Here is a 21,023-nt window from a genome sequence, read left to right as displayed (position 1 = left end):
CACCACGTCGACCGCCGGGCGATCCCGCCGCACCTCCCCGTCTCAGGGCGTCGCGGCTCGATCAGCCGTGCAGCGAAACCACCAGAACAGGAGCGCCACAGTGAGAGCAGTTCGGTTCCACGAGTTCGGCGGCCCCGAGGTACTGCGCCTCGAGGAGGTGGCCGAACCCCACGCCGGCCCGGGTCAGGTGCGCGTGCGCGTGCACGCCTGCGGCGTCAACCCCGCCGACTGGAAGATCCGCCAGGGCGATCTGGGCGGCGAGCTACCGCAAGGCGTCGGCCTGGAGGTGTCCGGGGTCATCGACGAACTCGGCGCCGGGGTGAGCGACGTGGGCCTGGGCGACCGGGTGTTCGGATCGACGTCCGGCGGCGCCGCCGACAACGCCCTGCTGTCCGACTACGCCCGGGTCCCCGACGGACTGGACCTCGTCCAGGCCGCGGCCCTGCCGGTCGCGGTCGAGACCGCAACCCGCGGCCTGGACCTGCTCGGTGTACGGGCCGGTCACACCCTCGTGATCAACGGTGCGGGTGGCGCCGTGGGCACGGTGGCGACCCAGCTGGCCATCGCCGGCGGAGCGACGGTGATCGCGACGACGAGCGAGGCGAACGCCGCGAGGCTGCGGGGATACGGCGCCGTGACCACGTCCTACGGGAACGGCCTCGTCGAACGCGTCGCCGAGCTCGCCCCCGGGGGTGTGGACCTCGGGTTCGACATGGGGCCGGCGGGGGCGCTGCCCGGGCTGGTGCAGCTGACCGGTGATCCCGGACGCGTGCTGACCATCTCCGACTTCGCGAACGCCGCCGCCAGCGGAGTGCGGACGACCGGGCCCGCCGGGACGACCTTCCGCTGGGACGTCCTGCCGCACGCAGCCAGCCTCGCGGCCCAGGGGGAGCTGGCACTGCCGGTGCAGCAGGTGCTGCCGCTGGAGCAGGTCGCCGAGGCCCAGCGCCTGAGCCAGACCGGCCACCGCAGCGGCAAGCTCGTCCTCCTCGTGGACTGAACCCGCGGCCGGCGACCCGGACGCGGAATTCGCGAAGACCCTCGTCGCCGGCGCTCCACCACCTCCCCTCGCTGTACGCCACCCGTCTCCGACCACGAAGGACCGAACATGACGAACGACTCCCTGACGCACGACTCCCTGACGACGACCTTCCCAGCCATCGACCTCACCGGGGTCAGGTTCCTGGTCACCGGTGGCACCAAGGGGATCGGGGCTGCCATCGCGCTGCACGCCGCGGAGGCCGGTGCGGACGTCGTGGCCGCCGCCCGGTCCGCGGCACCGGGCCTGCTCGGCGTCCGCTTCGTCCAGGCCGACGTCTCCACGCCTGCCGGTGTGGCGGGCCTGATGGCGGAGTCGGCGCAACTCCTGGGCGGCATCGACGTGCTCGTCAACAACGTGGGCAACCCCACGCACACCCCAGCTGCTGCCTGGGAGATGGCGGACGAGGACTGGCTCGGCGATCTGAACATGAACCTGATGACGGCGGTCCGGCTGGACCGCGCCGTCATCCCCTCGATGATCGACCGGGGCAGCGGCGTGATCATCCACATGAGTTCGGTGGTGTCCCGCTTCCCCCCGGCGGGCCTGCTGCCCTACGCCACCGCGAAGGCAGCGCTGAACAACTACAGCAAGGGCTTGTCCAACGAGGTCGCCCGACACGGGATCCGGGTCAACTCCGTGCTGCCCGGCCTGATCGAGACGGACACGATGACCGACCACCTCGCCTTCCTCGCCGAGGCAGACGGCACGGACATCGACACCGCCCGCCAGGCGTTCACGGACGGCTTCTCGGTCCCGATGGGACGGATGGGCCACGCTGACGACGTCGCACGACTCGTGATCTTCCTGACCTCCGCGCATGCCCGGTACCTCACGGGCGGCCGTTACGCCGTCGATGGCGGGATGAACCCGGCAAGCTGACCCAGGGCCGTCACCGACGACCCGACCGAGGGCCGCGGGATCGGCGGCATGCCGATCCTGCTGTAGCGGTTGGCGTGGCCGTACGTGGCCGGGTCGGTGCACACCCCCACGGCGCTCACGCCGTTCCAACTGTTGCCGAGGTAGACCGCCGACTCCTCGCACGCCACGTGGCTCCCGGCGGTCAGGTCCGCACCGTCGTGGGCCAGCTGGCTGATGCGGGAGAGCTGCCCGCCGTCTGCGGCGTCCAGCACCCGCCGCCCGGCCTCGGTCAGCTGCGCGAGCAGCGCGGCGGCCCGCTCGGCTTCCTCGCGGGCGCGCTTGGCGCGGGTGAGGGCGTGAGCGGACTGCCCCGGCCCCGGGGTGGCCGCTTCCATCAGGGCGGCGGTCGTGTCGGGGTCCTCGGCGTAGACGGCGACGACCTGGTCGAGCGTGAGGTTGGCGGCCGTGACGGCGGCGGCGGTGGCCTCGTCCAGCCGGGCGACCCCGGCGGCCTTGGCGACCCGCTTGCGGCCCAGCCCGGTGGACGTGGCCACTCGGGCGATGGACTCGCCCAGGGCATGTCTCTCACGTTCTGGTCAGGAGAGGACGGCGGCCAGGACGGCGGCTCCGCGGTAGATGAGTGCGTGCTCGTCGTATCGGGTGGCCAGTCCGCACCACTGCTCGAGCAGGGCGAATGAGCCTTCCACGACGTTGCGCTTCTTGTGGAACCCGCGGTCGTAGCTGATCGGGCGTCCGCCCTCATCGCCGCGGCGTGGGCGGTGAGCTTGTTGGTCGCGGGGTTCGGGGATGACCGCCGCGATCCCGCGGGATCGGAGATAGGCGCGGATGGCCTTGGAGCAGTAGGCCCGATCGCCCAGTACCGCCGTCGGGCGGATGCGGGGCCGACCCGGTCCAAGCCGGACCACTCGGATGCCCACACCGTCTGTCACGGCCCCAACCGCTCAGGCAGAAGCAACCGCATCGTCGGCTACGCGATCGACGAGCGGATGACCGCCCAGCTGGCCGTCACCGCGCTACGTACGGCGGTTGCACGGCGCCAGCCGCGGGGCCTGGTGGTGGTGCACAGCGACCGCGGATCCCAGTTCCGAGCAAGATCCTTCCGCGCCGTTTTGACTGTCGCCGGCCTGCAGGGATCGATGCGACGCGTCGCCTCCGCGGGTGACAACGCCGCGATGGAGTCCTGGCATGCGCTGCTGCAGAAGAACGTTCTGGACCGCCGGCGCTGGCGCACGCGCGACGAGCTCCACGCCGCGATCGTGTTCTGGATCGAGCACACCTACAACCGCCGCCGGCGCCAGCGTGCCCTCGGCAAGCCGACCCCAGTCGAGTTCGAACTCGCCTTCACCACTCAGGCCGCTATCGCGGCATGATCAGTCCCAACCACCGTCAACCGAAGCTGCAGCAGTCCCTGCTTTGGTGAGAAGACAGCTAATCCTGGCCTCAGGCTCATCGGGGACGGTGAGCGGCACGAGCATCGACTGGAAGGGGGCGGGCCGGCGTGCGGATCATGATCGCGGATGATGACGCGGCGATCCGTGAGTCGCTGGAGCGGGTGCTCCAGGTCGAGGGTTACGACATCAGCACCGTGCCCAACGGTCTCGCGGTGCTCGACGGGGTCGGTGGGGCCGGCGGTGACACGCTGGATCTGCTGATCCTCGACGTGATGATGCCCCGCCTCGGCGGGTTGGAGACCTGCCGGCGGTTGCGGGCCGCGGGTCGGGAGCTGCCGGTGCTGATGCTGACCGCTCGTGACCAGGTCTCCGACCGGGTCGCGGGGCTGGACGCGGGCGCCGACGACTACCTGCCCAAGCCGTTCGCCACCGAGGAGTTGCTGGCCCGGGTGCGGGCCCTGCTGCGCCGGCGCACGCCGACCGACGAGGAGTCGCAGATCCTGTCGTTCGCCGACGTCCGGCTCGATCCCGACAGGTTCGAGGCGTGGAGGGGCGGGCGGCCGCTGCACCTGACCCGGACCGAGTTCTCCCTCCTGCAGGTCCTCATGGGCAACGCGACCCGGGTCCTGACCCGCGACATGCTGTTCGAGGCGATCTGGGGCTTCGACATGAGCGCCACCGCCAACAACCTCCAGGTGTACGTGAGCTACCTGCGCCGCAAGATGGAGGCCGAGGGTGAGCCGCGATTGATCTACACGCTGCGCGGCATGGGGTACACGTTGCGGAAGACTCCTCCGTGAGCGGGCCCGCCGGCCGGGAACCGCGACGGCTGACCCGATGGTGGCGCAGGTGGTCCCTGCGGACCAGGCTGACGGTGATCGCGGCGGCGGCCATCGCGGTCAGCGTGTTCGTGGCGTTCCTGGGGGGCGTCGGGCTGCTGTACTGGGAGCTGCAGGACACCGCCGAGAATGAGCTACGCGCCGAGTCCCGCGTGCTGGCGACGAATGCGGAGCGCGCCGGTCTGGCGCAGGTCGAGCTACCGCCGTACGCCGGATCCGGTCGGCTGGTGCGGGTCATCCTGCCCGACGGCTCCACCCGGACGCCGGCCGGCCAACCCGCGCTGCCCCCGGTCAGCGAGCACGCCGGGCGCGTGGCGCGTGGCGCATCGGACGACCTGATGGAGGACAACGACGGCGGCGACGACGACTACTTCACCTACACGGTGCGGGCGGGCGACGGCGCGGTCCAGGTGGCCCGCGTCGCCGACGAGAGCCCGCTCACCCGGTTCGGGTTGGCCATGCTGCTGACCGGGCTGCTCTGCGTGGTCGGGGGGGCCCTTGTCGGGCGGACCGTGGCGCGGATCGGGCTGGCGCCGATCGACCGGCTGGCCGCCGCCGCGGTGCGTGTCGCGCACACCCGCGATCTCGACGCCGACATCCCGGATGAGGGCGGAGGGGAGATCCGGCGGCTGATCCAGTCGATCAACGACATGCTCGCCGCGCTCCGGGACTCCCGGCAGGCCCAGCGGCTGCTCGCCGAGGACGCCGCCCACGAGCTCAAGACCCCGCTCACCAGCGTGCGCCTCAACGTCGAGCTGCTGATCCGGCTCGATCGGCGCGGCACCCTGGACAGCGCACTGCCTGCGCAGGGCCGGACCCGCCTGCTCAACGATCTCGGCGCCCAGGTGGCCGAGTTGAGCACCCTTGCCGCCGAGCTGACCGACCTCGCGCGCGGTGACGTCAGCGACGAGAGCGCCGAGCTGCTCGACCTCGCCGACGTGGTGGCGGCCGCCGCGACCCGGGGGCGTTCCCGCAAGCCCGACATCGAGGTCGCGCTCGACGTGACCTCCGTGTGGGTGAGCGGGCGTCCCGCTGCGCTCCAGCGGGCGGTGCTCAACCTCATCGACAACGCCGGCACGTGGTCCCCCGCGGACCAACCGGTCCAGGTCCGGCTCCGTGCCGAGGGCACGTCGGCGGTGCTCGAGGTCGACGACGCCGGGCCGGGCATCGACGCCGCCGACGTACCGCGGGTGTTCGACCGGTTCTACCGTGCCGACAGCGCCCGGGCGTTGCCGGGATCCGGACTGGGGCTGTCGATCGTGCAGCGGGTCGTCGATGCCCACGGCGGCCGGGCCACCGTCGCCCGCTCCGCACGCGGTGGCGCGCTGCTTCGGGTCGACCTTCCGGCCGCGGCCCCGCCCGCTCCGATCGCGCGGCTCACCGCCGGGGAGGACACCGCGGTGCGCTGACCCGCCCCGGCGGCGCGGCGCAGGACGAGCGACGGCGGCCCTCGAGCATGGCCCGCGCGGCTCACCGTCGGGGCAGGACACAGTGCGCCGACCCCAGCCGCCTCGAGCGGGCAGCTCGTCGGCGATGAACCGGTAGCCGAACTCCGGGTCGTCGTGGTGGATGTCGATCGCGGCGTTGATCAGATGCGCGTCGTCCCAGTCCTGGTCGGTGACCGGCCGCAACCCAGGCGTAGTACGCCTGCTTGGAGAACCCGAGCACCCGGCAGGTCACCGCGACGGGGATACCGTCCGCGGCCAGGTCAGCGACCAGCGGGTACATCATCTCGGGAGGACGTCCCGGGCGAAGTAGGCCGTCGCCGGCGCAGGATCTCGTTCTCCTGCTCGACCTGCTTGAGCCGTCGACGCAGCTCACGGATCTCATCATCACCGCCGGGCGCCGGGCGCCGGATCAGGCTCACGGCGGCTCGAGGCGCGCGCGTCCCCCCGGTCCGCGATCGCCAACCACCTGCCCAGGCAGGACTCGGAGATCCCGAAGCTGCGGGCGACCTGCGCCCGGGACTGCTGGCCACGACGGGCGACAGCGATCACGTCACGCCGGAACCCCGGCGGGTATGCACCAGGCACGATCCTGATCCTTCCAGCGAGGACCACGTCCTCACAGGCCAGGAGTCAACCGAACCCGGAGCAGTCCCGAGCGTCGCTCTAATGGGTGTCTAAGTTTCGCTCGGTAGGAAGCAGGCCTCAGGTAAGCGGTGCAATCCGCATTAGGAGGCTAGTAATGGCAGTCAACGCAGCGCCGTCCGGTTCAAGGTGGAAGGTCGGGGCGCCCATCATGGCGCTGGCGACGGTGTTCGCTGTCGCCGCCTGCAGTTCGGGTGCGGACAATCCTGCGGCGCCCGCCGCGGCCGACTCGCACAGCGCGCACGGGGACGGGTCGTCGGCTCCACCGCAGCCGCTGCGCGCCGGCGAACGGTTCGTCGAGCTGGAGATGGCCGAGGCCTACACGCCCGCGCCGCCGGAGGGCGCCGTGGACGAGTACCGGTGCCAGGTGCTCGATCCGGGCCTGACCGAGGAGGCGTTCCTGACCGGGACCCAGGTCATTCCGGAGAACGTCGACATCGCGCACCACGGCATCGTGTACGCGGTGCCGGCGGGCGACGCTGCCGCGGTGCGCGAGCACGACGCGAAGACTCCCGGCCTCGGCTGGCAGTGCTTCGGCGGGACCGGCGTGGAGGGCGCCGACGTGGAGGACGACGAGGAGAGCCCCGACCCGGGCGCGGCGTGGGTGGACACCTGGGCGCCGGGCGCCACGGAGACGCTGCTCGACCAGGACGCCGGCTTCAAGCTGGAGCCGGGCAGCCTGATCGTCTTCCAGATGCACTACAACCTGCTCGCGACCGACGGCGAGCCGGCCGGGTCGGACCGCTCGGCGGTGCGGCTGCGGCTGACGGACGGCACGCCGCAGACCCGGGAGCTCGAGACGTGGTCGCTCGACGCGCCGATCGACCTGCCCTGTGCCGCCGACGAGTCGGGTCCGCTCTGTGACCGGGCGGCCTCGATCGCGGACGTGACCGAGCGTTTCGGGCCGGAGGTCGGCGAATTCGCGGACGAGCAGGTGGAGGAGTGCAACGAGAGCGGCGTGCCGGAGCCCGGTGACACCCAGACCTGTGACCACGAGGTGGAGGAGCCGGTGACGGTGTTCGCCGGTTTCGGTCACATGCACATGCACGGGCGGTCCATGAAGGTCGAACTCAACCCGGGCACGCCGGAGGCCAAGGTCCTGCTGGACGTGCCGCAGTTCGACTTCGACAACCAGCGGATGCTGAAGCTGCCGGAGCCGGTGGAGGTCGATCCGGGGGACACGCTGCGGGTGACGTGTACGCACGACGCGGGGTTGCGCAAGCAGGTGCCGCAGCTGAGCACGTTGCCGCCGCGCTACGTCGTGTGGGGCGACGGCACCGCCGACGAGATGTGCATTGGGATCATGACGGTCTCCCCCCGCGAGTCCTGACGCCGCGTCGGACGTGTGTGGGCTCACTGAGGTCAACAAGCCGAAGATCAGCTCTGAGCTCACACACGTCCGCACCGAACTCCACGATCTCGCGTCGTGGCAAACAGGCCGAAGTTGCGGTGGACTTCCGCGACCTCCGCCTCGTGACAACTGGTGACCGCTCGTCCCGACTCGCGCACGGAGGTGCAGATGTCCTCGCTGCTGGATGCCCCGAACACACTGGACCCGAACAACCACAAGCACGCATCGAACTGCGTCGGCTGTCTCGATCGCCGGCAGATGCTGAAGCGGGCCGGACTGGTCACCGCCGGCGTTGCCGCAGCCGGCGTGCTCGCCGCGTGCGGTAGTGGTGGTGGTTCGACGAACGACGACACCCCGAGCGAGAACACCGGCGGCGGGTCCGGAGCGCTCGCCAAGGTCTCTGACGTCCCCGAGGGCGGCGCGCTCTCCGTCAAGGACGCCGACGGGAAGGAGCTCCTCCTGACGCAGGCGTCCGCAGGGACGATCGTCGCGCTCTCGGCGATCTGCACGCACCAGGGCTGCACGGTCAAGGGTGACGGCGGCGAGCTCGTCTGCCCGTGCCACGGCTCGGTGTTCGACCTGTCCGGCGCGAACGTCTCGGGCCCTGCTCCGAAACCGCTGTCCGAGGTGGACGTGCACGTCGTCAATGGTGAAGTCCTCGCAGGGAAGACCTGAACCAGTGGAGCTACATCGCGGGCGGCAGGCGACGTCCGACGTGCTGCGCGCCCTCTTGTGCGCGTGCCTCATGCTGTCCGCCGTCGTCCACCTCGACCTGTGGGCGACCGGCATGAGGTCGGTCGACATCGTCGGTCCGGCGTTCCTGCTCAACGGTATCGGCGGGATCGTGCTCGGCGTGCTCGTGCTGGTGTGGCGGCACTGGCTGCCGCTGCTCGGGGCGATCGGGTTCGGCGTCGCGACGCTGGGTGCGTTCATCCTCGCGACGACGCCCAGCGGGTTCTTCGAGGTCCACTCGCGGTGGTCGGGCATCCCGGAGTGGCTGGCGGCGATCTCGGAGATCGGGGTGATCGCACTCGGCATCGTCACGATCGTCGTCGAACGGCGCCCGGCGAGGGCCTAGAAGTCAGTCGTCGCCGAGCAGCCGGCGCTCGTTCGCCGCGGCCACCTGCGCCGGCGTCCAGTCCTCGGTGCCGACGGCCTGCGACCGACCGACAAGCCAGGCCCGTGTGGGCGCATGCGGACTTCATCGCGCCTGCTAGGGGCAGACTCACCTCGCTGGACTCTGAGGCACAGCCCCCGTTCTCCCGCCGAGTCATCGACGTAGCCGGCCGAGTCTTCATCGCTGCGGGCGAGACTGACCGGAACAACCTGTTAACGGACTGACCACTACCCGGCCTTCACAGGCCGCGGTCGGGAAGAGCGACAGCGGAAAACGGTCGTGTCGCTCTGCGTGACCAGAAAGGGGTTCCGCAATTGCGGCCCACAACCACCCTTTAACGGACGGCCCGATACCCAACCTTTCCCGGACTTCGCTGAGCCAGTTCCCGGACATGCTCAAGACGGGCGCCCGCCTTGCCATGTGAACGTCACTGGTCCTCTGCGACCAACCGGCCAGCGAACCACACGGCCATGTGCAGCTACCGGGACCAGACAGGCCGCCCTTCCTCCTAGCCCCCACCGTTGCTGCAAGTCGCCCGTGTATCGCCGTGAGCAGACGCAGGTGATGTTCCAGGAGCGATGGTCGGTGACCATCTGCTCGGGCAGCTGCCGAACCTGACTGTGTCACCCAAAGAACATCACCGTCGTCCGTGGCAAGCAACACCTCGTGCGCGCCGGGGTCGGGACTGCCCCCGCTCCCGTTGACTCGGTTCGGTAGGGGCGATCAGGCCGCGTGAGCGGCCTGGGTCAGTGTCTCGAACTCGATGGGTGTAAGTCGTCCGAGGCGGCGTTGCCGGCGGCGTCGGTGATAGGTCTTCTCGATCCAGGTGATGATCGCCAGCCGCAGGTCCTCGCGGGTGGTCCAGCGCTGGCGGTCCAGGACGTTGCGCTGGAGCAGGGCGAAGAAGGACTCCATTGCGGCGTTGTCTCCGCAGGCGCCGACCCTGCCCATCGAGCCGGTCAGGTTGTTGTTCTTCAGCGCGGTGACGAAGGCGGTGGAGCGGAACTGGCTGCCTCGGTCTGAGTGCACGATCGTGCCGGCTGGCCCGCGCAGGGCGATGGCGTTGCGCAGTGCGGTGACCGCCAGGGCGGCGGTCACCGGGCGTCCATGGAGTAGCCGACGATCCGGCCGGAGTGCAGGTCCTTGATCGCGCAGAGGTAGAGCTTGCCCTCGGCGGTGGGGTGCTCGGTGATGTCGGTCAGCCAGAACGTGTTCGGCCTCGCGGCGGTGAACTGGCGGTGGACCAGGTCGTCGTGCACCGGTGGGCCGCCTTGCGGTTTAGTCCGCGCTTCTTGGCGAACACCGGCCAGATGCGCTGTTGGGAGCACAGCCGGGCGACCCGGTTCTCACCCGCTGCCAGGCCGCGTTCGTCCAGCTGGTCGGCGATGAACCGGTAGCCAAAGGCCGGGTCGTCATAGTGGATGTCGACCGCGGCGTTGATCGGGTGCGCGTCGTCCCAATCCCGCTGACTGACCGGGTTGGCGCACCGCTTGTAGAAGACCTGCTTGGAGAAGCCCAGCACCCGGCAGGTCACCGCGACGGGGATCTTGTCGGCGGCGAGTTCACGGACCAGCGGGTAGATCATTTTGGGAGGACGTCGCGGGCGAAGTAGGCCGTCGCCCGGCGCAGGATCTCGTTCTCCTGCTCGAGCAGCTTGTTGCGCCGGCGCAGCTCCCGCAGCTCCGTGGAGTCGTCCTTCGACCCGCCACCACGGTCACCCGAGGCCGACGCTGCGAGGCCGTCCTCGCGGTCGGCGATCTTCAGCCAGCGCTGCAGGCAGGTCTCGGAGATCCCGAAGTCTTTGGCCACCTGGGCGACCGACGCCTCGCTCTCGCGGGCCACCGCGATCACGTCACGACGGAACTCCGCCGGATACGGCTTGGGCACGATGCTGATCCTTCCAGCGAGGCCGCAGCCTCACAGCCAAGGAGTCAACCGAACCGGGGGCAGTCCCCGACCGACCGGCTAGACCCGGATGCAGTCTCGACCAAGTTCTGCCGCCCGGCTGGGCCGCCTTGCCCGCCTGTCTGAGTGACCAGTTGTGCAGCCTGGTGGGTTGAAGCTCGCCTCCTGCCGTGGTCGCTCCAACGCACCGCCCGCTCAACTAGTCACCGGGCGCCCTACTCGACGCGACCATGCTCATGTACCCCAGCGGCAGGTGCGGCTGATCGGTGCGCCGAAACAGGGTCGGCATGCTTCAGCATCGCGCAGCAGCTGGTGGGCCAATGCTGGACTCAAGATCGGGGAGCGCTAGAACGGCGGACTCATCGTCCTGGCGCGACTGTTCAGCCTGCCGCTGAGAGGACGTGCACGTGACCGTGGTCCGCGGCGACGTTGTCCAGCAGATGCGAGTTCCTGGCTGGTGATGACCCCGTGGCTGCTGTTCTGCGCGTAGCTGCTTCTGGCCGGGACCCGAGACGCACCAGCAGTTCCTCGGCCACCGCAGACTTTGGCTGGCCACCAGCTTCCCTCACCGACGCTGATGCGGGCAGCACAACGAGCCAGCTCCTGTTCTGGCGACCGCAGACAACGGGCCAGCGACCGGTCAACGCCGCCAGGCCCCACTAGCCGCAGCCCGGACTGCATACTCCTCGAAGGAGCGGGGCGACCGACCGAGCACTGCGCTGACGTCCTCGGTTGTTTGAGCGATGACCCCGCGGGCCATCATCACGAACATCTCTGAGACGTGGTGTGCCACTTCTAGAGGCAGTCCCCCTTGAGTCAGGGCGTCGGTGTACTCCTGCGGAGAGATTTGTCGGTAGGTCATCGGTAGCCCCGATGCCACTGATACGACCTCGACGGCTTCAGCGAACGTCAACGCCCGCGGCCCGGTGAGTTCGTAGATGCGCCCGTCATGCCGCCCGGGTTCCATCAGCACGGCGGTCGCCACGTCGGCGACGTCTTCTAGGTCGATGAACGGCTCTGGTACTGAACCGGCTGGCAGCGCCAGCTCCCCTTGCACTAGGGGTGCGTGCCAGAGTTCCTCGTCGAAGTTCTGGTTGAAGTTCGCCGCACGTAGGACGGTCCATTCGAGGTTCGATGCCCGCACGGCGTCTTCGGCCGAGAGCATGTCCCTCCCGAAAGCGGTGTCGCCCCAGACGTCGGCGCCGTGCCCGGACTGCAATACCAAGCGCTGCACGCCTGTCGCGATGGCTCGGGCAACCAACTGGTGCACTGGGCCGGGCACAGCTGGAGGCACGACGTAGACCGCGTCGGCACCGCGTAGCGCGGCATCCCAACCGCCCGGGTTGGACCAGTCGAAGGGGGTGGGGCTGGTCCGCGAGGCGGCGCGAACGGTCAGTCCCCGCATCCGCAACCGCGGAGTGATACGTCTGCCGGCCTTGCCTGTCGCGCCCAGGACCAAAACGGTGGTATCGCTCATGCTTCTAGTCAACAACCAGGCGCCGGATACGGCCAGGAGTCCGAATACGGCTTGGAGTAAGGCTGCGTTGCTGGCTGGGCAAGCTAGCGCCTCCGGGTGCTGGCCCTCGGCAGTTCGGTGCCTGCGGCGGATCGCTCCCCGCGAGGGGCGCCCAGGCTGATTCGCTGCCCGGGGGTTAGCTTTGGTCGCTTCGAGTTCGGCTCGAAGAGCCCAACCTTCACAATGACCTTCGGGCCGCCGTCATCTGGGCGGACGACGTCCATCATCTTGCCTCTGTTATAGCGAAACACATCGCCAGTGCGCTTGCCGCCGGAGTTCGGCAGCTCAGCAGTCTGTCGGTAGTGGAACTCGAGGGCGGCGATCTCGTCAGCGCTGAGGATCTCGCCCGGATGGACGACGACAGCATCAGTTTCGACATTTTGTTCATCGGGGACCGCGTCTGCCGCAGGTCCTCGGTCCCAGACAGGTACTGCGAGTTGCATGGCAAGCTTCATCTCAAGCTCGGCGCGAGCATGGGCGTCTCGCCAGCGCTTCGTCTCACCTGGCAGACGGAACGGGCCTCACCCTGAGACACGGAGGTTTGGTTGGTCCGCTCACGAGACCTCCTACGAGCTGCCGTTGAGCATCGAGTATGCCGCTGCGACACCAGTGAGCACTGCTGCTGCCAGTTGCAGCCACAGGACGACGCCACAGTGACCCGGTCTTCATGAGGCGCCACCCGCGACGCTGAAGAGCTCACCGGCATGGGATGACGCGCACTACCTGTCCAACCACCAGATCGCCGAACGGCTGTTCGTCAGCCCCCTGACGGTCCGCGCACACACACCGAGCGATGACGAAACAAGGAGCGCGACCGGACCCGCCTCGTCGTCTTCATCTGGTCATGACGGCTGGACGAAGCTCGCTTCCCCGCCCGGTGGCTATTGCGACTGAGCAGCAACTGATCGGGCCGGGCCGAGTGCACCGCCGCGGAGATGCAGTCAGCAAGATCTCGGGTCACAGGCGCGGTTCAGCGCGCCGACGAGTAGGACGCCAGACCGTCCGCCATCTTCTGCATCACCGCGCGCATGATGCGACGCATCAGCCACCGGGTGCCCCAGCGAGCGGTGTAGCTGCCTGACCACCGGATGACCGTTCCCCCGGAGGACGTCTCGTCCAGTTCGATCACCGCGGCGTAGTCGGAGATGAAGGCATTGCGCGCTCCCTCGTAGGCGAAACGCCGGGGAGGGTCGAGAGCGGTGATGCGCTCGATGGTGACGACCTTGCCGGTGCGGAAGGCTCGGGTGGCGCCGACGCCGTCCCGGCCATCGGGTGCCAGCCCCTCGGACTCGTCGAGGACCAGCTCATCGACGGTCGACCATGCGGGCCAGCTGGCCGAGGCGAGCAACAGCGACCACAACTCAGGGCGCGGGGCCGACGACACTGCTCGTGCGGCATAGGCAAGCATCACGATGCTCCTTACAGGGGCATAGGCGACTACGAGAAGGCTCATCAGTCACGGACCTGACCCTGACCCCCATCTCGCCAGGATCCTATGTTGAGAGGTATCGAGCTCGGATGGACTTCGGCTCCTCGCAGGAGGTGATGACGCCTGAAGGCGGCGCACGCGAGGCCTCTTGCAGGCCGGTCAACAGGTGACCGGCCCACGACCTTCGACCGGGATCCACGGCCCGGATCGACGAGCATCTGACGTGGACCCGCCGCCGATCTCGTCACTTCGGTTTGCTGCGCACCCCCCAGAACGTGGCTCGGCGCTTGGTCGGCGAATCTCCACCTGGCCTGCACGTGTATGGGTCGACGGGCGCTGCGATCAGCAGCTGGGGGCCGCAGACTCACCCGACTGAACGGCGACCTCCTGCGCGTCTCGCGCCAGGCGGGCCATCACACTCCGCAACACGTCGGCCTCTTCCGCTGTGAGGTTGGCCAGGAGCTCCGACTCGGCGTCCTGGACCTGCTCACGCGCTCGTTGCAACGCCCGGAAACCATTCGCCGTGATGGTCACCTGACGGGCTCGTCGGTCCAGCGGATCGGGCCGGCGGACCACCATGCCGGCCTTCTCGAGGTCGTCGACCAGGTACGTCATGACGGTCTTGTCGATGCCGAGACGCCGCGCCAGCGCCAGCTGTGACCGAGGCGGACCATCAGCCACCGCGCAGAGGAGGTGGTAGCCGCGCGGCCCGGCGGGCAACTGCTCGACGGCGGCCATGGCGAGCCGACGGTAGCTGCGGGACACGACACCGATCGCCCAGCCCAGGTCACGATCCAGCGCATCGACGTCACTCGACTCGACGTTTGACGACGGCTGCCCGATGTCCATGCGGCGAGATTACTCCTGCACACCAATGATCTGCGTCACGATTGCTTGCCACTAGGGATCGTCTACGGTGCAGACTATCTGCATGGATGAGGAAGACGAGTGTCTTGAGCCCGGCCCCGGCACGTCCGCTGGTCGGGTGGTGGGTGTCGAGGAGCACGCCTGGACTCCCGAGTTGCGCGATGCCCTCCTCCGGTTCGGCGGCGACGACACCGTCAACCTGATGAGCAGCCGGGGAGACATCAACCGGGCTCTGCTCGACGTCGGCGAGGAGCGGTTGGCCCGCATGGACGCCGCGGGTGTGGCGATGGAGGTCCTGTCCGTCACGACCCCTGGGACGCAGCCCCTGCCCGCCGTCGAGGCGGCACCCTTGGCCCGGGAGGCGAACGACTTCCTCGCCGACGCGGTGCGCCGGCACCCCGACCGATTCGCCGCCTTCGCCACCTTGCCCACCCCCGACGCGACCGCGGCCGCCGACGAGCTGCGTCGGGCCGTCACCGAACTCGGCCATGTAAGCGCGATGCTCTTCCCCCGGACCGGCGACGTCTTCCTCGACGACGACCGGTTCCGGCCGATCTTCGAGGCGGCAGCGGAACTGCGCGTGCCGCTCTACATCCACCCAGCGTTGCCGCCCCGCCAGTTGCGCACCATCGCCTACGGCGGCTTCGACCAATGGACGTCCATGATCCTGGGCACCGGCGGCTGGGGCTGGCACGCCGAAGCCGGGCTGGCCACCCTGCGCCTGATCCTGTCCGGCACGTTCGACCGGCACCCGGACCTGCAGGTCGTCCTCGGCCACTGGGGCGAGATGCTCGTCCCCTTCGCTGACCGCGCCGACCTCCTCAGCGGTGCCGCGCGGCACTTGGAACGGCGGGTCCTGGACTACATCACCGGCAACGTGCACGTCACCGCCGGCGGCGTCTTCAGCCACCGAATGCTCCGACAGGCAGTCGACGTGCTCGGCGCTGACCGGGTGATGTTCGGCCAGGACGACCCCTACGGCCGCACCACCGGCACGGCAGGCGAGGACTCCCGCGGCCGCTTCAGCGGCAGCAACGGAGCTCGGATCTTCGTCCAGACCGCGCCGCTGAGCCCCGAGGACCGCACCAAGCTCGCGCACGCCAACGCCGAGCGGCTGTTCCGGCTGCCGACCGCCTGAACCTTCCCCGACCACCCCTCACACCGTCCCCCAGCCCCTGGAGAGAAGGAAGCTGTCATGACCAGCACCAACCGCGACGCCCTCGACGGCGGCGTTCCCGTCGTCTCGGTGAAGCCCGTCGCGCTGCCCGCCCCCGGTCGCGGTGCAGACCTGGAGGTGCGGATCTCCGCACCCGTCACCGGCAGCGACCTGCCGGTGGTCCTCTTCTCCCACGGGTTCGGTTCGTCCTTGGACGGCTACGGCCCGCTGACCGACTACTGGGCCGCCCACGGCTTCGTCGTCGTCCAGGCCACCTACCTGGACTCCCGGCGCATCGGCGTCCCCGCGGACGACCCGCGCGCCGCTGAGCTCTGGCGCCACCGCATCCAGGACGCCAAGCGCATCCTCGACCACCTCCCGACGCTCGAGGCCGCCGTCCCCGGCCTGCCCGGGCGGATGGACTCGACCCGCATCGCAGCCGCCGGCCACTCCTTCGGCGGCCAGACCACCGCCGCACTCCTCGGGTTGCGCGTCCTGGCCCCAGCCGGCGACGGCGAGGACATGTCCGACGCCCGGGTCTCGGCCGGCATCCTGCTCGGCACCGCCGGGGTCGGGGGCGAGCACCTCAAGCCGGGCATCATCGACACGCTGCCCTGGCTGAACGTCACCTTCGAGCACATGACCGCGCCAGCACTCGTCGTCGCCGGCGACCGCGACCAGTCGTTCCTCACCGTCCGGGGCCCCGACTGGTCAGCAGACCCCTACACCCTCAGCCCCGGCCCCAAGGCCCTGCTCACCCTCACCGACGCGGAGCACTCCCTCGGGGGTATCCCCGGCTACGACGCGAAGGAGACCACCGACGAGCACCCGGCGCGGGTCGCACTGCTCCAGCGCATCACCCTCGCCTACCTCCGCGACACCCTCGGCGTAGACACCACGCAGTGGCCAACGGCCATCGCCTCCCTCTCCGGCGAAGGCGCGGCGCTCGCCAGGATCCAGCAGAAGTAGCCCCGACTGAGTCACGGCCTGTGCCCGTTGATCTGACGACGGGCACAGGCCCTGGTGCAGGCGGCTGAGGGTCACGGTGTGCAGGGCACGGTTGAGTTGGCGGTCCCCGGAGCGGTTGAGCCGGTAGCGGACGGTCTTGCCCGAGGACGCCGGGATGGGGGCGGTGCCGGCGAGCATGGCGAACGCCGCGTCGTTGCGGCAGCGGCCGGGGTGGGACCAGGCTGTGAGCACGGTGGCGGCCACGATCGGTCCAACTCCGGTCAACTCGAGCAGGTCTGACCGCCAGGAGCGGACGATGGTGCGGATGGCCTTCTCGTGGCCGAGTGCCTCGGCCTCGAGGAAGCGGATGCGGTCGGCCAGGTCGTGGAGCACGGTCAGCGCGGTGATCACCTCGATGTCGTCGGTGCTGGCGCCGGGGCGCAGTCTGGCGGCGGTGGTGATCATCGCGCGGGTGTTCTGGCCGCGGAAGCGGGCGCGCACCTGCTCAGGGGCGGTGATGACCATCGCCAGCAGTTGCCGCTGGCTGGTGCTGGTGGCCTCCACGGCGGCGCGGCGGGCGGTCAGGCGCATCTGCAGTGCCGCGCGCTCGGCGCCGGTCTTGGGTTGGGCCAGCCGGGTCCGGGCCAGCGCGTCGCGGGCGGCGCGCTCGGCGTCGATCGGATCGGACTTGGCCCCGGCCCGCCGTGCCGGTCGCTTGGGCCGGTCCAGCTCGACCACCATCTCGCTACCGGCGGCCAGATGGCGGGCCAGGCCGGCGCCGTAGCCACCGGCGCCTGCCATCGCCCAGGCCCGAAGCCCGGAGTGCTGCTCGGCCAGGGCGACCAACTCCGCATAGCCGTCCGGGTCGGCGGTGACCGTCGCCCTGGCCAGCACGCCACCGGTGCGGGCGTCGAGGACTGCGGCGGTGTGGGTCTGGCTGTGGGTGTCGACGCCGATGACGACCTCGACCAGCTCTGCCAGCATGGACATGCGTTCTCTCCTCACCAGATGGGACGCAGCAGGTCCCGGTCCGGTGCGGAGATGGCAGGACTGTGATGAGACACGTCAGCAGCCACTGGCGGTCAAGCTCCTGATCAGGCCAACGTCTCCGGCCGGGCCGGGCCGGTGCCGGCAGCAGCAGACGGACAAGTCGGGCGAAAGGCACGAAGCCAATCAGACGAAGGGTCACACCCGCTGCTGCCAGCCGTCAGCCCATCACCGATGGACCGACCCGGCCAGCCTCACAGTCAGCCGAAGCGCCTGGCGTCGACGACCGGAGCCGAGCCGAATTCGCGCTTGTAGTCCCGACTGAACTGCGACGGGCTGACATACCCGACCGCGGCTGATATTCGCACCAGGTTGTCTGACCTCGCGACTATGAGCCGTCGCGCTTCGTGTAACCGCAGCATCTTGTGATAACGACCGGGGGACGTTCCGGTCACGGACTTGAAGCCGCGGTGGAACGACGTGACGCTCATTGCGGCTCGACTGGCCAGTTCATCGATTCTGATGGGTTCTTCCAGGTGATCACGCATCCACTCGGTGACCTGGCCGATCCGGGCGAGTAAGGAATCGGCTTGGATGAGCTGGGTCAAGCTGGCTCCTCCCGGGCTTGACAACACCCGGTAGAGAATCTCTCTCTTGACCGCGTCCGCCAGCACGCGCGCATCGGTCGGAACGTCCATCAGCTGCAGCAGCCTCAGCGCTGGCTCGAGCACCGCGGCAGGCAGGGGCCCGACGGTCAGGGCTTCCGCGTCATCACGTGAGCCGGATGGCATCTCCGCGGCGAGGGCGGCGAGCACCTGTCGATCCAGAGCGATCTCCATGGACAGGTACGGCTCGTCCTCGGATGCCCTCGTCACCTGCACCAGGGCGGGCAGGTCCAAACCCATCAGAACGAGCTCACCACCACCGTAGGTGATCTCCCGGTCACCGAGCATCAATCGCTTGGCTCCCTGCACGACGAGGTACAGCGTCGGCTGGAAGAGCACACGAGCCGGGACGCTGGGCGTGCGGACCGCGTGAAGAGTCACCCCGGGGATTGCGGCCCTGCCCTCCGGATCATCGGCCGCCGCTGCGATGCGTCGGCGCATCTCTGCATACAGCCCTGCCATCCCTCTCCCGCTCTCTTCTCCCACCTCAGTCGAGCACACCTCGACTGGCGACTCCTCCCGGGATCGCCCGGAGGAGGCGCCGTGACAGGGACCATGCAGGCCTTGCACCTGCGAAGCCACTACTTCATGAACGTGTCGAACCACTCGAGGACACGTTCTGGGTGCCGCTGGAACCACTTGTACCCGTCCCACCGCCGGGGGGTGTCCTCGATCCAGAACATGTCCTTCTCCGTCGCCCCCAGGGCGGCGTAGGCGTCTTCCAGATCGGCGGGACGAGTGATCGTGTCGCCATGAACCCCGTAGGTCAACGTCGGCATGGTGACCGACGGCGCCCACCTGCTCACGGTTCCACCGACCAGCCGCTCGCCGGTGATCAGGTGGAACCGCCGATCGACCTCGTCTGCGTGCTCGCCGAGACCGGAGGCGTCCAGCACTGTCTCCAGGAAGGCGAGCGGCGACAGCAGGAGCGGGGCCACGAGACACTTCACGTCCCTGAAGGCGTGCGGGTCTTCGTCGATGGCCCGGAACGTCGCATTGGCGCCCATGCACCGGGCGAGGATGCCGAGCGTCATACCTGCCAGGTCCGGGCGCATACGGATGTAGTTCAACGTACCGATGACGTCACGCGCTTCGAATCGGTTGTTCGATGCGAGGTTCCCGTTCGCCGCACTGGTGAGGCCGTGATTGCGGAAGTCAAAGGTGAGCACGTTGTAGCCGGCGTCGTGCAGGATCTTGTAGTCCTGGATGAAGTCCACCTCAGTGTCGTTGCCGGGTCCGAAGGCCGACTTCCACGGCTCAATGTGCGCCGGAAATCCATAACGGTTCATACCGAAGGCGTGCAGGGAGACGATCAACTTCGTTGATCCCTCACACGGGATGAACCAGGCTTCCAGCGGAGTCCCGTCAGAAGACGGGTAGGAGATGTCCTGATAGGCGATCCCTGCATCCGCCGGGTTCCGTAGCACCGGAGACCGCGAGGAGTGTGCGAGACCAGTCACGAAAGGGTCGAGGACGGTTGCGAGGTCCTGAACGTCAACAACGGTCTGATCGGTCACGATTGAACTTCCTCATCATTCGTTCGACAGAGCGATCATTGGATCGAGACGAACGTATGCGGGAAGGACAGCTGAGTGGATACCACTCAGAGCCATGTACTTGCCAGATCCTGCCAGACGTCGGGGACGACCACCGGCTCTCCTCCGGAGACATCCGCCTGACGAGGCAGGCATCCGGTGATGCATCACCGTCAGCGTGCCGCCAATCCAACGAGCTCTCCTCGAGCAAGGCTGGCTCCGTCTCTGTCGATGGTGGCTGACTGGGCGGCGGCACCGGTTCACCAGGTGACGACGCCGTGCCGGTGAGGTGCTGCGCCGGGCGGCTGCCCATCTGTCCCAGGCGAACCTGCCGGGACATGACCTACCGGCTCGTTCGTGAGCTCCCCGTCGACGGGGTCCTCGTGACGGTGACGTGCCGGGTTCCCAAGCTCGCTCGCCAGCCCTGCTAGCGATGGCTGCCGCACGGGTCACCGCCCGGGACCGCGTGCCTACCTACCGGGCCGACGCGCTGTTCGACGCCCACCGGGACGAGCCGGAGTTCGGCTACCGACTGCTCACCACAGAGGCCGCCGCGAACGGGCAGCCGGTGACCGCTCGGGCGGCCTGGCGATCTGTGCGGCAAACCGGTGGTGGAGCGCTTTCGCCAAGCCCCGACGAGGCAAGGGCGGCCGGCCGGACCGCCGGTGCACGACAACCGGGTCAACCAGGTGCTCACCGCCGAGGCGTCCAACGCCTTGTAGTTGACCGACATCACCGAACACCGCACCGCCGAGGGCAAGCTCTACCTGTGCGCGATCACGACGCGCATTCCAACCGAATCGCCGGCTACTCCATCGACAAGTGCCGCAGGCGGAAGTCCGTTCACGCCCTGAATCAGCATCAGCTCACCGGCTCGATGGGCCGAGTCGGCGCGGCCGGCGACGACGCTGCCATGGAGTCGTTCTTCGCCCTGCTGCAGAAGAGCGTGCTCGACCGCCGACAGTCGCGGACCCGACAAGCGCTGGGGATCGCGATCGCCAGCTGGATCGAACGGGCCCATCACCGGCGGCGCGGTCAAGACGCCTCGGTCGACTCACGCCCATCCAGTACGGACGCTCGTGCCCATACTGCCCGCTTGACTCCGCGAAGCAGTCCCGACGTTGAGTTCTTGCCTACTGCGATCACCGTAGATGAAGCCTGCGTCTGCACGACGACGGGACCCCTGCCTGGAGGGAACGCTCCCTGTGACATCCACGAGAACTGGGAGCACCGACATGGCAGGTCTGCTTGATCGTCTTGGGCGTTTCGCCTTCCGCCGGCGGTGGTCGGTCGCTGTGGTCTGGCT

At 69.0% G+C, this 21,023-nt stretch carries 17 protein-coding genes and 5 pseudogenes; 12 read left to right on the top strand and 10 right to left on the bottom strand.

What is annotated here, in order from left to right; all coding sequences use genetic code 11:
- Positions 1-100: 100 nt before the first annotated feature.
- Together O2W53_RS22930 and O2W53_RS22925 are read left to right on the top strand one after the other, a co-directional pair.
- Positions 101-1,000 (top strand): NADP-dependent oxidoreductase, encoded by a 900-nt coding sequence (locus O2W53_RS22930; RefSeq protein WP_269165364.1) that lies wholly within the window; start codon positions 101-103, stop codon positions 998-1,000.
- A gap of 108 nt (positions 1,001-1,108) precedes the next feature.
- Positions 1,109-1,921 (top strand): oxidoreductase, encoded by an 813-nt coding sequence (locus O2W53_RS22925; RefSeq protein WP_269165363.1) that lies wholly within the window; start codon positions 1,109-1,111, stop codon positions 1,919-1,921.
- On the opposite strand, the gene O2W53_RS22920 is transcribed toward O2W53_RS22925, so the two are convergent.
- Positions 1,885-2,454: a hypothetical protein gene (locus O2W53_RS22920; protein WP_269165362.1), complete on the bottom strand. Its 570-nt coding sequence runs from the start codon at positions 2,452-2,454 to the stop codon at positions 1,885-1,887. The two genes, O2W53_RS22925 and O2W53_RS22920, sit on opposite strands and share 37 nt — an antisense overlap.
- Positions 2,455-2,496: 42 nt before the next feature.
- Positions 2,497-2,826 carry a transposase gene (locus O2W53_RS22915; protein ID WP_269165361.1) on the bottom strand — a complete coding sequence of 110 codons (330 nt, stop codon included), beginning with the start codon at positions 2,824-2,826 and terminating at the stop codon, positions 2,497-2,499.
- Positions 2,827-2,871: 45 nt separating this feature from the next.
- On the opposite strand from O2W53_RS22915, the pseudogene O2W53_RS22910 reads away from it, so the two are divergent.
- From O2W53_RS22910 to O2W53_RS22900, 3 genes and pseudogenes are all read left to right on the top strand, one after another.
- A pseudogene (locus O2W53_RS22910) lies at positions 2,872-3,291 on the top strand (transposase); the annotation flags it as partial.
- A 137-nt stretch (positions 3,292-3,428) separates the two neighbouring features.
- The gene (locus O2W53_RS22905) at positions 3,429-4,112 is read left to right on the top strand and encodes a response regulator transcription factor (RefSeq protein ID WP_269165360.1); all 684 of its coding nucleotides are present in this window, start codon (positions 3,429-3,431) and stop codon (positions 4,110-4,112) included.
- 74 nt (positions 4,113-4,186) lie between these two features.
- Positions 4,187-5,560: a HAMP domain-containing sensor histidine kinase gene (locus tag O2W53_RS22900; protein WP_269165359.1), complete on the top strand. Its 1,374-nt coding sequence runs from the start codon at positions 4,187-4,189 to the stop codon at positions 5,558-5,560.
- 99 nt (positions 5,561-5,659) lie between these two features.
- Here the strand turns inward: O2W53_RS22900 and O2W53_RS22895 are convergent.
- Positions 5,660-6,184: pseudogene (locus O2W53_RS22895) on the bottom strand (transposase); the annotation flags it as partial.
- Positions 6,185-6,338: 154 nt separating this feature from the next.
- Here O2W53_RS22895 and O2W53_RS22890 point away from each other — a divergent pair.
- The 3 genes from O2W53_RS22890 (at position 6,339) to O2W53_RS22880 (ending at position 8,670) form a co-directional block, all read left to right on the top strand.
- A complete protein-coding gene (locus O2W53_RS22890; RefSeq protein ID WP_269165358.1) occupies positions 6,339-7,571 on the top strand; it encodes a monooxygenase in 1,233 nt (410 codons plus the stop codon).
- 189 nt (positions 7,572-7,760) lie between these two features.
- Positions 7,761-8,267: a QcrA and Rieske domain-containing protein gene (locus O2W53_RS22885; protein WP_269165357.1), complete on the top strand. Its 507-nt coding sequence runs from the start codon at positions 7,761-7,763 to the stop codon at positions 8,265-8,267.
- 4 nt (positions 8,268-8,271) lie between these two features.
- Entirely contained in the window at positions 8,272-8,670 is a 399-nt protein-coding gene (locus O2W53_RS22880; protein WP_269165356.1) for a hypothetical protein, read from the top strand.
- A gap of 762 nt (positions 8,671-9,432) precedes the next feature.
- Here the strand turns inward: O2W53_RS22880 and O2W53_RS22875 are convergent.
- A pseudogene (locus O2W53_RS22875) lies at positions 9,433-10,596 on the bottom strand (IS3 family transposase).
- Between the two features lie 658 nt (positions 10,597-11,254).
- Positions 11,255-12,091, bottom strand: coding sequence for an NmrA family NAD(P)-binding protein (locus tag O2W53_RS22870; RefSeq protein WP_269165355.1), 837 nt, complete (start codon positions 12,089-12,091; stop codon positions 11,255-11,257).
- 341 nt (positions 12,092-12,432) lie between these two features.
- Between O2W53_RS22870 and O2W53_RS22865 the strand changes: the two genes are divergently transcribed.
- Positions 12,433-12,660, top strand: a complete 228-nt coding sequence (locus tag O2W53_RS22865; RefSeq protein WP_269165354.1) for a hypothetical protein — start codon at positions 12,433-12,435, stop codon at positions 12,658-12,660.
- A gap of 440 nt (positions 12,661-13,100) precedes the next feature.
- Here O2W53_RS22865 and O2W53_RS22860 read toward each other — a convergent pair whose 3' ends face one another.
- Together O2W53_RS22860 and O2W53_RS22855 are read right to left on the bottom strand one after the other, a co-directional pair.
- A complete protein-coding gene (locus tag O2W53_RS22860; RefSeq protein WP_269165353.1) occupies positions 13,101-13,538 on the bottom strand; it encodes an SRPBCC family protein in 438 nt (145 codons plus the stop codon).
- A gap of 363 nt (positions 13,539-13,901) precedes the next feature.
- Complete coding sequence (locus O2W53_RS22855) at positions 13,902-14,408, bottom strand: MarR family winged helix-turn-helix transcriptional regulator (RefSeq protein WP_269165352.1); 507 nt, start codon at positions 14,406-14,408, stop codon at positions 13,902-13,904.
- A gap of 82 nt (positions 14,409-14,490) precedes the next feature.
- Between O2W53_RS22855 and O2W53_RS22850 the strand changes: the two genes are divergently transcribed.
- Both O2W53_RS22850 and O2W53_RS22845 read left to right on the top strand, forming a co-directional pair.
- Positions 14,491-15,564: an amidohydrolase family protein gene (locus tag O2W53_RS22850; RefSeq protein WP_269165351.1), complete on the top strand. Its 1,074-nt coding sequence runs from the start codon at positions 14,491-14,493 to the stop codon at positions 15,562-15,564.
- Positions 15,565-15,621: 57 nt separating this feature from the next.
- Positions 15,622-16,050, top strand: a pseudogene (locus tag O2W53_RS22845) (alpha/beta hydrolase family protein); the annotation flags it as partial.
- Between the two features lie 243 nt (positions 16,051-16,293).
- Here the strand turns inward: O2W53_RS22845 and O2W53_RS22840 are convergent.
- From O2W53_RS22840 to O2W53_RS22830, 3 genes are all read right to left on the bottom strand, one after another.
- Positions 16,294-17,520, bottom strand: a complete 1,227-nt coding sequence (locus O2W53_RS22840; RefSeq protein WP_269165350.1) for a transposase — start codon at positions 17,518-17,520, stop codon at positions 16,294-16,296.
- A 257-nt stretch (positions 17,521-17,777) separates the two neighbouring features.
- Positions 17,778-18,644, bottom strand: a complete 867-nt coding sequence (locus O2W53_RS22835; RefSeq protein ID WP_269165349.1) for an AraC family transcriptional regulator — start codon at positions 18,642-18,644, stop codon at positions 17,778-17,780.
- Positions 18,645-18,763: 119 nt separating this feature from the next.
- On the bottom strand, positions 18,764-19,699 hold the full coding sequence (locus O2W53_RS22830) for an alpha/beta hydrolase family protein (protein ID WP_269165348.1): 936 nt from the start codon (positions 19,697-19,699) through the stop codon (positions 18,764-18,766).
- Positions 19,700-20,364: 665 nt separating this feature from the next.
- Between O2W53_RS22830 and O2W53_RS24010 the strand changes: the two are divergent.
- Positions 20,365-20,842, top strand: a pseudogene (locus O2W53_RS24010) (hypothetical protein); the annotation flags it as partial.
- Positions 20,843-21,023: the final 181 nt, after the last annotated feature.

Source organism: Modestobacter sp. VKM Ac-2978 (assembly GCF_026968025.1).
Taxonomy (GTDB): Bacteria; Actinomycetota; Actinomycetes; order Mycobacteriales; family Geodermatophilaceae; genus Modestobacter.
The sequence above is the reverse complement of the archived record's forward strand: the minus strand, read 5'-3'. Positions and strand labels throughout refer to the sequence as shown.